Origin of the sequence: Janthinobacterium amylolyticum (assembly GCF_051380655.1) — a bacterium.
Classification (GTDB): Bacteria; Pseudomonadota; Gammaproteobacteria; order Burkholderiales; family Burkholderiaceae_D; genus Janthinobacterium.
Genome location: NZ_JBNYXL010000007.1, coordinates 305361 through 318086, shown reverse-complemented (window position 1 = coordinate 318086; position 12726 = coordinate 305361). Strand labels below are relative to the sequence as shown.

The window sequence follows — 12726 nt, the reverse complement described above, 5'->3', positions numbered from 1 at the left end:
CCGCCTTGGATGGGCTGATTCTAGCGTTCTTGCGTCAAATCACTGTTCGAAAGCGCACATTGGGACATTAGGCGGGGGCGACGAACTCCGCCATGAAGACCCGCGTGGTGTTTTCGGGAAAGGCAATCGTCACCTGGTCGCCCGCCACGGACAGCACGGTGCCGATCTGGTAGCGGGGCACGCGCACGCGGCTGCCGACGGCGATCTGCGCAGCGGGCGGCACGACGGGCGGCTCGGCCGGCAGCTGCGGCAGGGGCACATCATCCAGGGCCATGGGCATGGCCAGCGCCGGCGGCGACAGGCAATTGTCGCAAGTGCAGCAACGCTCGAAATCACTGGCATCGCCAAAATAATCGAGCAGCAGTTTCCAGCGGCACAGACCACTTTGCGCGTACGCCACCATTTGCTCCAGCGCCTGCTTGTCGCGCTCCTGCTTGTCGACATAGATCTGCGCCAGCTGCGCATACGCGGGCGATATGGCCGATGCGGGCTTCAGGCTGTAGCCCAGCTTGCGGTCCTGGCGCAGCAGCTTGCCGTCCTTCAATAGCTTCAGGCACACTTTCAAATGCCCGTCGGAAAACTCGGGCAAGGCCGCCAGTAGCGCATCGGCGCGGAAAGTGGCCGGCAGCGCCTGTGCGGCGGCAACGATGGCGGCCAGTTCCTCGGCCGTGGGATAGTGCTTGGCGAGAAAGAACTGCTGCACCCGCTTGTCTTCCTGGAAGTACAGCAAGGTGCAGTCGGCCGGCAAGCCGTCGCGCCCGGCACGGCCCGATTCCTGGTAGTACGCTTCCAGGTTGGCCGGCACCTGCAGATGGATCACGAAACGCGTGTCGGGCTTGTCGATGCCCATGCCGAAGGCGTTGGTGGCCACCATCACGCGGCGCTCGCCGCCCATGAACAGTTCCTGGTTGTGCTGGCGCTCGCGCGCCGCCAGCTTGCCGTGGTAGCAAGTGACACTTTCGCCCAGCGCTTCCAGCCGCTCGGTCAATGCCGTGACGGCCTTGACGGTGGCCGCGTAGACGATGCCCACGCCCGGCGTTTCGCGCAGCAGGCGCAGGACTTCATCCTGTTGCTCGCCTGCATTGGTGACCTGGATCACGCGGTAGCGCAAATTGGCGCGGTAGATCCCCGTATTAACCACATGCAACTTTGTCGCGTCGAGCTGGGCGCGGATGTCGGCCGTCACTTCCTCGGTGGCGGTGGCCGTCAAGGCCAGCACGGGCGGGCGCCCCAGCGCGCGCAGGGCGGCGGCGATTTCCAGGTAGGCGGGACGGAAATCATGGCCCCACTGCGAGATGCAATGGGCTTCATCGATGACGGCCAGCACGGGCGGCGCCTGGGACAGCAGCGCCAGGAACTCCGGCATCGCCAGCCTTTCCGGCGTGCAAAAAATGATGATTTTTCCACCGCGCGCGATGCTGGCCAGGGCCTCGTCTTCCTCGGCGCGCGACAGGCTGCTGTTCAGTTGCACGGCCGTGATGCCCAGCGCGTGCAGCTTTTCCAGCTGGTCTTTCATCAGTGAAATCAGCGGCGATATCACCAGGGTGGCGCCGGGCAACAGCGCGGCGGGCAGCTGGTAGCACAGCGACTTGCCGCTGCCGGTGGGCATGACGGCCAGGGTGTCGCGCCCGGCCAGCACGCTGTCGATGACTTCCTGCTGGCCCGCGCGCAAGCGCGTGACGCCAAATACCGAACGCAGCAGGCGCCGGACTTGCCTGCCGGACTGGCTCAGTTTATCGGATGGCTGCGCTGCATCGTTCATCTTGGCTGTCCCGAAAGTAATACTGCATGCCGGCGCCCTTGCGCCAGGATGCAGCTACTTTACGGCCGGGCCTGGCGCGCCGCCATAGGACGGCTGCTACAGCCCGCGTAGGACTTCAGGAAGGCAGGAGGATGGCCCAGAATATCATCAGCAGGCCGGCAATCGACACGCACCAGACCAGCGTGCGCACGACGGGCACGCCAAATGCGTACAGGGGCAGGTAGAGCACGCGCGCGGCCAGGTACAGGGCGGCGCCGTACAGGGTCAGCGCGCTTTCCTGCGCCGTGACGTGGGCGATCAGCACGGCCGCAGCGAACAGGGGCAGGGTTTCAAACAGGTTGGCCTGGGCCCGCTGCAAGCGGCCCGTGATCTTGCCCACGGGCGGGCCATCGCCGTCGCGCGCGCTCACATTGTAGGCCGTGCCCGTTTCGCGCGTGCGGAACAGGGCCGGCAGCAGGATTTGCACCAGCGCCAGCACCAGGGTGCAGCCTAGCATGGTCAGTTCAGGAGTCATGAGTTTGCCTCTGTGTGGGACAGGCAAGCCGTGACTGCGCTTGCCGTCAGGATTGGTCGAGTGCCGCTTGCAGCTCCAGCAAGTCATACGGTTTGCGCAAGACACTGGCGGAAAAGCCCAGTTCATCCATCGATTCCTTGCCATAGCCGGTGGAAAAGATGATGCGCATGCCCGGTTTGTCGCGCAACACCATGCGCGCCAGCGCGATGCCGGACATGCCAGGCAGGCTCACATCCGTAAACAGGATATCGAAGTCTTGCTCGCTTAGCAATTGCCACGCGGATTCGCCATCGGACACGCCGCTCACCGTGTGCCCGAGCATGCCCACCAGCTCGCACACCATCAGCTGCGAATCGAGGTTGTCTTCCACCACGAGTATTTTCATGGATGTCGGCATGTCCCCCTGCGGTTCCGGTGCATGGCCCGTCAAGTCCAGCCCTGGCGTGCCGCCACCGAGCGCACTGGCCGCCTCGAACTGGCGCGCGCGCAATTGCTGCTGGCGGTTGGCCAGCACATGGCGCAGCTTGCGCGCCAGCTCTTCGCGCCGGTACGGTTTGCTGAGCAATTCCACGCCCGCATCCAGCCGCCCTTCATGCACGATGACATCCTGCGCATAGCCCGAGGTAAACAGCACGGCGATATCGGGCTGCAGCTCGCGTGCCTGGCGCGCCATTTCCGTGCTGCTGACGGGACCGGGCATGATCACGTCCGTAAACAGCAAATCGATCTGCGCACCGCTGTGCAGCACGGCCAGCGCGCTTTCGCCATCCTCGGCCTTGAGCACCGTATAGCCGAGCGCCCCCAGCATGTCGACCACCGTGGTGCGTACGCCCACATCGTCTTCCACCACCAGCACGGTTTCCGTGCCGCCCGTGACGACGCCGCTCAATTCCACCTCTTCGTCCGCTTCGGCCATCAGGGAGCGGGGCAAATAGATTTTGACTCCCGTGCCGACGCCCGGTTCACTGTAGATGCGAATATGGCCGCGGCTTTGCGTGACGAAACCATATGCCATCGACAGGCCCAGGCCCGTGCCCGCCCCTTCCGGCTTGGTGGTAAAGAAAGGCTCGAAGGCCCGCTGCAGCACCGGGCCGCTCATGCCGTGGCCGGTGTCCGTCACGGACAGCATCACGTACTGGCCGGCCGGCACGTCGACCAGGTTGTGCACATACTGTTCATCGAGCACGACGTTGCCCAGTTCGATGGTCAGCTTGCCCGCGCCATCCATGGCGTCGCGCGCATTGATGGCCAGGTTGAGGATGACGTTCTCGATCTGGCTGCGGTCGACCAGGGTGTTCCACAGTCCGCCGCCACCGACGAGCACGATATCGATGGCTTCGCCCAAAGCGCGCCGCAACAGCGCATCCATGTTGCGCACCACGCGCGTCAAGTCGGCCACCACCGGCTTCAAGGGCTGGCGCCGGGCAAACGCCAGCAAATGCGACGACAGCTTGGCACCGCGCTCGACGGCGGCAATCGCCGTGTCCAGGCGCTGGCGCATGAGGCCATCCGTACCGGCCAGGTGCTGCAGCAAATGCAAATTGCCGGAAATAATTTGCAGCACATTATTGAAATCGTGCGCGATACCGCCCGTCAACTGGCCCACGGCTTCCATCTTTTGCGCCTGGCGCAAGGCGTCTTCCGCCTTGGTGCGCTCGCTTACTTCCTGTTCGACCCGGTGTTCCAGGGTTTCGTTCAATTCGTGCAGCGCTTTTTCCACGCGGCGCCGGTCCGTGATGTCCGTCTTGACGGCGATCAGGGAACGCGTGTGTCCCTGCTCGTCCACCAGCCGGCTGACGCTGCTCGACACCCACACTTGCGTGCCGTCGGGCTTCAGGTAGCGTTTTTCCAGCGAAAACGACTCGCCCGTTTCCACCAGGCGCTGGAACAGCACGGTATTGCCCGGCACATCATCAGGATGCATGATGTCGTTCATGTTTAGGCTGAGCAATTCCTCGGCGGAACGCCCCAGCATGCGGCACAGGGCGCCGTTGACGCGCTGGAAACGGCCATCGAGACCCAGTTCCGACAAGCCGACCGAAGCCTGGCCAAAGATGGCCGCCATGCGTTCCTGGCTGGCCATCAGTTCTTCCTCGATCTGGCGCCGTTCCGTGACGTCGAACGACACGCCCACATAGCGGCGCTGTCCCGGCACCCGGCCATCGAGCACCTCGCCCTGGCGCGCGATCCAGCGCACCTCGCCATCGACGGGACGGCGCACGCGGTATTCCACATACTCGAGGGGGTTCTGTCCCAGCGCCAGCTTGCTGGGGCCGACCTTCTGCTGGTCGCGCGCATCGACCAGGCCCACCAGCTGCTGCTGCGTGATTTCCTCGCCATCGGCGATGCCCCACTGGCGGCGGAAGGTGGGCGACACCACCATCGCGCCCGTCTCCGGGAACCATTCAAAGGTACCGATGCCGCCCGCCTGCTGGGCCAGGCGCACGCGCTCTTCGCCTTCCATGCGCTCGGTGACGTCGATGCCTTCGACAAGGATGCCGCTGACGGCGCCATCGTCGTCCTTGATGGGCTGGTACACGAAGTCGATATGCCGCTGGCCCGTCTGCCCGCCCGCCGTCTGCAGGTCGACCTTCACCTGGCGGCCCTCGTACGGCACGCCCGTGCGGTACACCTGGTCGAGCAGATCGATGAAGCCTTGCGCCTTGACTTCAGGCAAGGCCACCTCGACCGTCTTGCCCAGCATGTCCGTCTCGGAACGGCCCACCAGGCGCAGATAATGTTCATTCGCCAGCTCGAACACATGCTGCGGCCCGCGCAGCATGGCCATGAAGCTGGGCGCCTGCTGGAACAGGGCGCGCAGCAGCGCACGCTCTTCGCCGAGGCGCCGGTTGGCCGCGCGCACGGCGGCGCTCTCTGCCAGCAAGCTGGCATTCAGGTCGCCCAGGGCGGCCGTGGCCAGCTTCAGCTGGCGTCCCTCTTCCATGCGCGCCGTCAGTTCGACCGCCGTGCACAGCACGCCATGGACCTGGCCATCCTCGCCATGCACGGGCGTATAAAACAGGTCGAAACAGACATCGGTCGGCGTGCCATCGCGCAACAGCGGCAAACAGCATTCGCGGTGCACCTGCGTCTCGCCGCGCAGGCCGACTTCCAGGATGCGCGCATTCCAGTCCCAGATTTCGGGCCAGATTTCCGGCACCGTGCCGCCCAGCGCCGCCGGATGGCGTTCGCCAGCCACCTTGATGTAGTCGTCGTTATAGATCATGACGTGCTGCGGCCCCCACATCAGCACCATCGCCATCGGCGAGTTGAGCACGATATCGACGCTGGTGCGCAAGCTGGCGGGCCAGTCCTCGAGCGCGCCAAGGCTGCTGGCCGACCAGTCGCGCTGGCGCACCAGTTCGCCCATGATGCCGCCGCCGCGCGGCCAGGCAGAAGCGCTCATGTGGCGGCCCTCATGTTGCCACCGCATCGGCTTGCACGCACACCTGGCACTGGCGCGGAATGCGCACCGTCGCCACCGTGCCCTGCGTTTGCGTGGAAGTAAGCTCGACCGTACCGCCGTGGGCCTTGACGAACATATTCACCGTGTACAAGCCCAGCCCCAGGCCCTGGCCCGTCTTGCGCTTCTCGCCCGCCTGCTGGAACGGTTCGAACAGGGTCGGCAGCAAGGCGGAGGGAATGAGGCCGCGATTGACGACGCGCAACTCGATGCAGTCGGCCGAACGGCCATCGAGCGCCAGTTGCACGGGCGCACCTGGTTCGCCATGCGTGATGGCATTCGACAGCAGATTGGAAATGACTTGCGACAGCAAGCCCGCGTCGCACTGGCCGTGCAACTCGCCCACGCTGCTGACCTCGACAGGCGTGGCCTGGCCCGCCGTCTCGAACTCATCGACGATGGCGCGCGCCAGCGCCAGGTAGTCGTGCATGCTGCTGCGCAATTCCATCGTGCCCGAGCGGATGCGCGCCAGGTCCAGCAGCTGGTCGACCATGCGCGCCATGCGCTTGGCGCTGCTTTCGATGCGCTGCGCCGTGACGATCACCTTCGGGTGGTCGCTCATCATCGGCAACAGCATGGCGCCATTCATCACCACCGACAGCGGCGTGCGCAAGTCGTGGCCCAGCACGGCCGTAAACAATTCGTTGAGGTGCAGCGCATGCTTGAGTTCATCGAGCTGGGCCGACAATTCGCGCTTCTGCCGGTACAGCTGCACCAGCACGGCCACCTTGCTTTGCAGGGCTTTCACGTCGATGGGCTTGTACAGGAAGTCGACGGCGCCGGCCTCGTAGCCACGGAAACTGTAGCTCGGTTCGCGCGACGCGGCCGTGAGGAAAATCAGGGGAATGCTGCGCGTGCGTTCGCTGCCGCGTATCAGCTCGGCCAGCTCGAAACCGTCCATCTGCGGCATTTGCACGTCGATCAGGGCCAGTGCGACGTCATGCGTCAGCAGCAGCTCCAGCGCTTCGGCGCCCGAGGACGCCTTGAGGATGACAATTTCGGGACGCGCCAGCACGGCTTCGGCGGCGACCAGGTTTTGCGCGATGTCGTCAACGACGAGAATATGGATAGGTGCGGTCACGGAGTCATCTTCAGGCATTGCAACGGCAAAATGCCATCGTGTTTCTGTATAGTAATTATTATTGTTTCAGTCTTTGCATATATTACACGCACTGTCAGCTCTCCATTCACTTGTCCTGTCCGCCATCGAGCAAGGCCAGGCTGGCAGCCATGCACGGCAAGTCCAGCACGCGGTCGGCGCCGGCCCGACGCAGGGCAGCGGCCGGCATGATGCCACAACTGGCGCCCTGCGGCTGCTGCACCCAGGCGCTGCCGCCCAGCTGCCGCACGCGCGCCAGGCCTGCCGCGCCATCGGCCGACGCGCCCGTCAGGATGATGGCCAGCATGGCGCGCCGGTAGGCCAGGGCCGCCGTTTCCAGCAGCACATCGATCGACGGGCGCGAAAAATACACGGGCGCTTCCTGCGACAGGGAAAAGCTGGCATCGGGTTCGATCTGCAGGTGATAGTCGGGCGGCGCGAAGTACACGGTACCGCCCTGCAACGGTTCCTTGTCCTGCGCTTCGCGCAAGGGCAGCAGGCAGCGCTCCGCATACAGCTGCGGCAACTGGCTGGAGCGTCCCGGCGCCAGGTGCAGCACCACCACCACGGCCGCGCGGCAGGTGGCGGGCAAGGCGCGCAGCAAAATGCCCAGCGCCTCGACGCCGCCGGCGGAAGCGCCAATGGCGATCAGGCGCAGGCCGGCGGGCGGCGGCGCCACCTCCGTGACGGGCAGCGCGGGCGGTGTGCCGGGCAACAGGCCGGGAGCCATGGAATCAGGCACGCTGGAAAATTCTCTCGGCCGGGCACAGCTCGCGGAAGCTGGCCGCATGGCGGCTGAAATGCAGGCTTTCCTTCATGCCCAGGCCCAGGAAACCGCGGTTTACCAGCGCTTCGTGGAACAGGCCCAGGGCGCGGTCCTGCAAGTCCTTGTTGAAATAAATCATGACGTTACGGCAGGACACCATATGCACCTCCGAAAAGACACTGTCGGTCGCCAGGCTGTGGTCGGCGAAGACGAACTGGCGCCGCAGGCGCCGGTCAAAGATGGCGCCCTTGTAGGCAGCCGTGTAATAGTCGGACAGCGAGCGCTTGCCGCCCGCCAGCTGGTAGTTTTCGCTGAACTGGGCGATGCGCTCGATCGGATAAATCCCCGCTTCGGCGGCGGCCAGCGCTTCCACGTTGATGTCCGTCGCGTAAATCATGCTGCGTTCGAGCAAGCCCTCTTCTTCCAGCAGGATGGCCAGCGACCACACTTCTTCGCCGCTGCTGCAGCCGGCCACCCATATCTTGATGGAAGGATAGGTGTGCAAGATGGGCACGACTTTTTCGCGCAAGGCGCGGAAGTATGCGGGATCACGGAACATCTCGCTCACTTGCACGGTGAAAAACTGCAGCATCTGCGCGAACACGGTGGGCTCGTGCAAGATGCGGTCCTGCAATTGCGACAGGCTGGCGCAGCCAAAGCGCTCCATAGCCTGGCGCATGCGCCGGCGCAGGGACGCCACCGAATAGTCGCGGAAATCGTGCTGATACCGCAGCAAGATTCCCTCAAGCAGCAACTTCAGTTCGATATCGAAAATATCATCATCTAGCAATTGACCATCCACCCTTCCATCGATTCTGTCCGTCGGCCCCGTCCCGTTGCGCTGGCAGCGGGGCCAGCCAGAATGCTAGCAGATCGTCGCATTTTTTCGCGCAGGAAAAGCCGCCGTTGCGTACGCTGGCGTACACACGGACCACTTTTCTCAAGCATCCACGCCCTTCATGCCCTCCTGCGTGTAGCGTTCGCCCGCCGCCATGCCCAGCGGAAAGGCGGCGGCCATCGCCGCCAGCGTGGCCCCATCCAGATGCACCTGCAGCGCGCCCAGGTTGTCGTGCAGGTAGGCGACACGTTTGGTGCCGGGAATGGGGATGATGTCGTCGCCCTGCGCCAGCAGCCAGGCCAGCGCCAGCTGCGCCGGCGAGCAGCCCTGGCGGTGCGCAAACTGCCGGACCAGGCCGGCGATGGCCTGGTTGCGCACCAGGTTGTCAGATGAAAACCGGGGGTTGAACTGGCGGAAATCCCCGGCCTGCAAACTGGCCGCATCGGCGATGGCGCCCGTCAGGAATCCCCGGCCCAGCGGGCTGTAGGCGAAGAAACTGGCACCTGCTTCGCGGCAGGCGGCCAGCACGCCCTGCTCCGGCTCGCGCGTCCACAGCGAGTATTCGCTTTGCACGGCCGCCACGGGGCAGATGGCCGCCGCGCGCCGCAGGGTCGCCGCGCTCACCTCGCACAGGCCGACGGCGCGGATCTTGCCCTCCTGCCGCAGTTGCGCCAGCATCCCCATCGATTCTTCCAGCGGCGTCTCCAGGTTCAAACGGTGCAGATAAAACAGGTCGATGGTTTCCACGCCGAGGCGCACCAGCGACGCTACGCAGGCCGCGCGGATGTAGGCGGGGGAATTGTCGACGCGGCGCGCATAGCCGCCCGCCTCGCGCGCCAGGCCGCATTTGGTGGCGACCATGGCCTGGCCGCGATGCCTGCTGAGGAAGCGCCCCAGCAGCTGTTCATTGTGGCCAAAGCCGTAGGCGTCGGCCGTGTCGAACACGGTCACGCCCGCCGCCAGGGCCGCTTCCAGCGTGGCCATCGATTGCGCCTCGTCCGTGGCGCCATAGAATTCCGACATGCCCATGCAGCCCAGGCCCAGTGCCGAACTGCTCAAACCGCTATTGCCGATGCGTCGTTGCTGCATGCTGCTCTCCTTCAATGTGATGTCGATGCAGCCACTCTAGGCCGTGCCGGCCGCCGGGGGAATGTGCAATTTCGTGATACCTTTCTGGTATGAGAGCACTCGACACCCACGCTTTGACCCTGTTTTGCGCCGTCGCCCGCTGCCTGAACTTCCGCCAGGCGGCGGAGCAGTTGCACATGACCCAGCCACCCCTGTCGCGCGCCATCAGGACGCTGGAAGACAAGCTGGGCACGCGCCTGTTCGAGCGCGACACGCAGGGCGTGGCCCTGACGCCGGCGGGACGCACCCTGCTGCCGCAAGCCTTGCACATTCTCGACTTGCTGGCGGCGGCGCAAACCTCGCTGCAGGCGGAGAGCACCCCGGCCCGCCTGCGCCTGGGCCTGACCAGCTCGGTGGAAGCGGGCCTCTTCCGGCCCCTGCTGGCCGCGCTGGAGCACGCGCTGCAGCCCATGCGTCTGGAACTGGCGTCCGCGCCCTCGCCGCGCCTGGTGGCGGCCGTGCGCAAGGGCCAGCTTGACGCGGCCCTGCTCGCCCTGCCCAGCGCCACGTTTGACCTGGCCGTGCAGCCGCTGGCGCGCCAGCCCATGATGCTGGCCCTGCCCGCCACGCACCGCCTGGCAAAAAAGCGCAAGCTCAGCCTGCTTGACATCGCTCAGGAACCCATCTACTGGTTCGAGCGCGCGCGCCAGCCCGCCTTCTTCGACCACTGCCAGCAAGTGTTCAGCCGGCATGGCTTTGCGCCCACGTTCCTGCGCGAAGCACTCGACCATCACGTGCTGCTCGGCGACGTGGCGGCCGGCAAGGGCATGGCCCTGCTGGCCGATTCCTTCCGCGCGCTGCGCCTCGATGGCGTGGTCTACCGGCCATTGCGGGAAGGCGATGAATTGGCGGCCGGCATCGGCCTGGCCTGGCGGCCAGAACACGGCCACGCGGCGCTGCCCCTGCTGCTGCGCCTGGCGCAGGAACAACTGCACGGCTGAAGGGGAAAGCCAAGGCGGCAGCGAAGGTGCACGCGCGCGCCAGACGCGCTACCATAGCGCCTTCCCCATTTTTTGAGCGCCACCACCATGACGTTTACCATCAGCGACGCCGCCTACGCCACCGACACTCCTGCCGCCAAGCAAGCCATGTATGCGGACCTGCGTTCGCAGCTGCAAGGCCTGCTCTCGGGCGAAAGCGATTTCATCGCCAACACGGCCAATTTCAGTTCGCTGGTGTTCAACACCATGCCGGGCTTGAACTGGGCCGGCTTTTATTTCCTGAAAGGCGAGGAACTGGTGCTGGGACCCTTCCAGGGCAAGCCCGCCTGCATCCGCATCAAGAAGGGCCGCGGCGTGTGCGGCACTACCGTGGTCGAAGGCAAGTCCATCGTCGTGCAGGATGTACACGCGTTTCCCGGCCACATCGCCTGCGACGTCAATTCCCGTTCGGAACTGGTGGTGCCCGTGTTCGCCCACGGCCAGATCATCGGCGTGTTCGACCTCGACAGCCCGCTCGTCAGCCGCTTTGACGATGTCGACGCGCAAGGGGTGGAATCGCTGGTGCGCGTGCTGGAAGCGTCCATCGTTGCCGAGTAATCAGTTGCCCGCCTTGACGGCGATGAACTCGCCCTTGCCCACAGTTGCCAGGCAGGCCGTGTAGCGGCTGTCGGCGCGGATGGCATCGATAAAGCCGGCCATGTCCGCATAGTGCGAGCTGGCGTTGTCGACCACCAGCACGCCGCCGGCGGCCAGCACGCGGTCCAGCTGCGGCCACCATTGTGCATATTGCTGGCGCGCCGAATCGAGGAAGATGAAATCGTACGCGCCATCGTCCGCATCGCGCAGCACCTCGCCCGCGTCGGCCAGCAGCTGGCCGATCACGCCCTGCACTTGGGCCCGCACGAAATTGGCATGTGCCATGTCGAACTTGTCCTGTGCCTTTTCCACCGTCACCAGCGTGCCGCCCAGGGCCTGCGCCGCGCGCGCCAGCCACAGGGTGGAATAGCCGTTCGATGTGCCGATTTCCAGCAGCCGCCGCGCGCCGCGCGCGTGCACCAGCACGGCCAGCAGCTCGCCCGTGTCGCGCGTGATATTGAGCATGCGGCTGGCCCGTTCCGTGTGCGCCGCGTCATTCGCGTTGCCGAACGCTTCCAGTTCACTCAACAGGGTATCGATGTTTGGCATGCCAGCTCCTTGCGCTTGTTATGCAAAGCACCAGCATAGCAAAAAAACTACGCCTTGGCGCGGCGCAAGGGACGCTTCAGGTACTGCACCATCGCCACGCCCAGCAGGGTCACGCCGCCGCCGATCACATCGTAACTGTGCAAGGTTTCACCGAGGAACAGCATGGCGATGATGACGGTGAACACGGGCAGCAGATTCATCAGCGTGGTGGCGCGGCTGGGCCCCAGCTTGGCCAGGCCATGCATCCACAAAAACGGCGCGACGATGGACGCGGGGATGCCGGCAAACAGCACCAGCGGCAAGCCGGCGCTGGTGACGGGCGGCGCCGACTGGCTCAGGTAATACACGAACAGCACGGGCACGGCGCACCACACCTGGATCAGCAAGGAGTGCCAGTTATTCAGGGGAATCTTCCAGCGCTTGAGCAGCACGCCGTATCCCGCATACGACAGGCAGGCCAGCAGCATCAGGGCGTCGCCCACGGCCGCGCCATGGGCCAGCAGCGCGGCGGGGTCTCCATGGCTGAGCAGGTAAGCCAGGCCCAGCAGTGACACCAGGCCGCCGAACACGCCGCCGACAGTGGGCGCTTCGCCCAGCAGCAATACGGACAGGCCCACGGCCAGCAAGGGCATCATGGAAGCGAGGATGCCCATGTTGGTGGCCGTCGTCGTTTGCGCGGCGATGTAGGCCAGGCACTGGTACATGACCATGCCCAGCATGCCCAGCACAAACAGCTTGCCCAGGTAGGGCTTCACCACGGCCCGCTGTTTCCACACGGGACGGGCAAACACCAGCGCCAGCAGCACGCCGGCCAGCAGCCAGCGGTAAAACGAGATGGCGGCCGGATCGATGACGCCCACGGCCATCTTGCTGACGATGGTGTTGATGGCCCAGATCAGCACGGCGATCACGGGCAACAGATAGTGCTTCACTTGCATGCGGCGTACTCCATTATTCAATGGCGCCATTTTCGCATGGTCTGATTCCATGGATATAATGCATATCGGACAAACGATGCAAAGAACAGGAC

The 12726-nt window shown here is 64.9% G+C and carries 11 protein-coding genes; 2 read left to right on the top strand and 9 right to left on the bottom strand.

Annotated elements, in window-relative coordinates:
- Positions 1-67 precede the first annotated feature (67 nt).
- The 7 genes from ACQ4WR_RS17110 to ACQ4WR_RS17080 form a co-directional block, all read right to left on the bottom strand.
- On the bottom strand, positions 68-1762 hold the full coding sequence (locus ACQ4WR_RS17110) for a RecQ family ATP-dependent DNA helicase (RefSeq protein ID WP_436488668.1): 1695 nt from the start codon (positions 1760-1762) through the stop codon (positions 68-70).
- 115 nt (positions 1763-1877) lie between these two features.
- Positions 1878-2276, bottom strand: coding sequence for an MAPEG family protein (locus ACQ4WR_RS17105; protein ID WP_102298151.1), 399 nt, complete (start codon positions 2274-2276; stop codon positions 1878-1880).
- Positions 2277-2322: 46 nt separating this feature from the next.
- Positions 2323-5682, bottom strand: a complete 3360-nt coding sequence (locus ACQ4WR_RS17100) for a hybrid sensor histidine kinase/response regulator (protein WP_436488666.1) — start codon at positions 5680-5682, stop codon at positions 2323-2325.
- 10 nt (positions 5683-5692) lie between these two features.
- The gene (locus ACQ4WR_RS17095; protein ID WP_436488664.1) at positions 5693-6820 is read right to left on the bottom strand and encodes a hybrid sensor histidine kinase/response regulator; all 1128 of its coding nucleotides are present in this window, start codon (positions 6818-6820) and stop codon (positions 5693-5695) included.
- A 106-nt stretch (positions 6821-6926) separates the two neighbouring features.
- The gene (locus ACQ4WR_RS17090) at positions 6927-7580 is read right to left on the bottom strand and encodes a chemotaxis protein CheB (protein ID WP_436488662.1); all 654 of its coding nucleotides are present in this window, start codon (positions 7578-7580) and stop codon (positions 6927-6929) included.
- On the bottom strand, positions 7573-8418 hold the full coding sequence (locus tag ACQ4WR_RS17085) for a CheR family methyltransferase (RefSeq protein ID WP_219726878.1): 846 nt from the start codon (positions 8416-8418) through the stop codon (positions 7573-7575). The genes ACQ4WR_RS17090 and ACQ4WR_RS17085 overlap by 8 nt, the downstream gene beginning before the upstream one ends.
- 126 nt (positions 8419-8544) lie before the next feature.
- Complete coding sequence (locus tag ACQ4WR_RS17080) at positions 8545-9531, bottom strand: aldo/keto reductase (protein ID WP_436488660.1); 987 nt, start codon at positions 9529-9531, stop codon at positions 8545-8547.
- A gap of 89 nt (positions 9532-9620) precedes the next feature.
- On the opposite strand from ACQ4WR_RS17080, the gene ACQ4WR_RS17075 reads away from it, so the two are divergent.
- Both ACQ4WR_RS17075 and ACQ4WR_RS17070 read left to right on the top strand, forming a co-directional pair.
- Positions 9621-10511, top strand: coding sequence for a LysR family transcriptional regulator (locus ACQ4WR_RS17075; RefSeq protein ID WP_436488658.1), 891 nt, complete (start codon positions 9621-9623; stop codon positions 10509-10511).
- Between the two features lie 87 nt (positions 10512-10598).
- Positions 10599-11108 (top strand): GAF domain-containing protein, encoded by a 510-nt coding sequence (locus ACQ4WR_RS17070; RefSeq protein ID WP_436488656.1) that lies wholly within the window; start codon positions 10599-10601, stop codon positions 11106-11108.
- Here the strand turns inward: ACQ4WR_RS17070 and ACQ4WR_RS17065 are convergent, their stop codons facing one another.
- Positions 11109-11696 carry an O-methyltransferase gene (locus ACQ4WR_RS17065; RefSeq protein ID WP_436488654.1) on the bottom strand — a complete coding sequence of 196 codons (588 nt, stop codon included), beginning with the start codon at positions 11694-11696 and terminating at the stop codon, positions 11109-11111. It abuts the gene before it with no gap.
- Between the two features lie 47 nt (positions 11697-11743).
- Positions 11744-12634, bottom strand: coding sequence for a DMT family transporter (locus tag ACQ4WR_RS17060; protein WP_436488652.1), 891 nt, complete (start codon positions 12632-12634; stop codon positions 11744-11746).
- Positions 12635-12726 lie beyond the last annotated feature (92 nt).

Bases quoted from the DNA above. Each gene is read 5' to 3' on its own strand.
- ACQ4WR_RS17110 (WP_436488668.1), bottom strand. From the start codon at position 1,762: ATGAACGATGCAGCGCAGCCATCCGATAAACTGAGCCAGTCCGGCAGG.
- ACQ4WR_RS17105 (WP_102298151.1), bottom strand. From the start codon at position 2,276: ATGACTCCTGAACTGACCATGCTAGGCTGCACCCTGGTGCTGGCGCTG.
- ACQ4WR_RS17100 (WP_436488666.1), bottom strand. From the start codon at position 5,682: ATGAGCGCTTCTGCCTGGCCGCGCGGCGGCGGCATCATGGGCGAACTG.
- ACQ4WR_RS17080 (WP_436488660.1), bottom strand. From the start codon at position 9,531: ATGCAGCAACGACGCATCGGCAATAGCGGTTTGAGCAGTTCGGCACTG.
- ACQ4WR_RS17075 (WP_436488658.1), top strand. From the start codon at position 9,621: ATGAGAGCACTCGACACCCACGCTTTGACCCTGTTTTGCGCCGTCGCC.
- ACQ4WR_RS17070 (WP_436488656.1), top strand. From the start codon at position 10,599: ATGACGTTTACCATCAGCGACGCCGCCTACGCCACCGACACTCCTGCC.
- ACQ4WR_RS17065 (WP_436488654.1), bottom strand. From the start codon at position 11,696: ATGCCAAACATCGATACCCTGTTGAGTGAACTGGAAGCGTTCGGCAAC.
- ACQ4WR_RS17060 (WP_436488652.1), bottom strand. From the start codon at position 12,634: ATGCAAGTGAAGCACTATCTGTTGCCCGTGATCGCCGTGCTGATCTGG.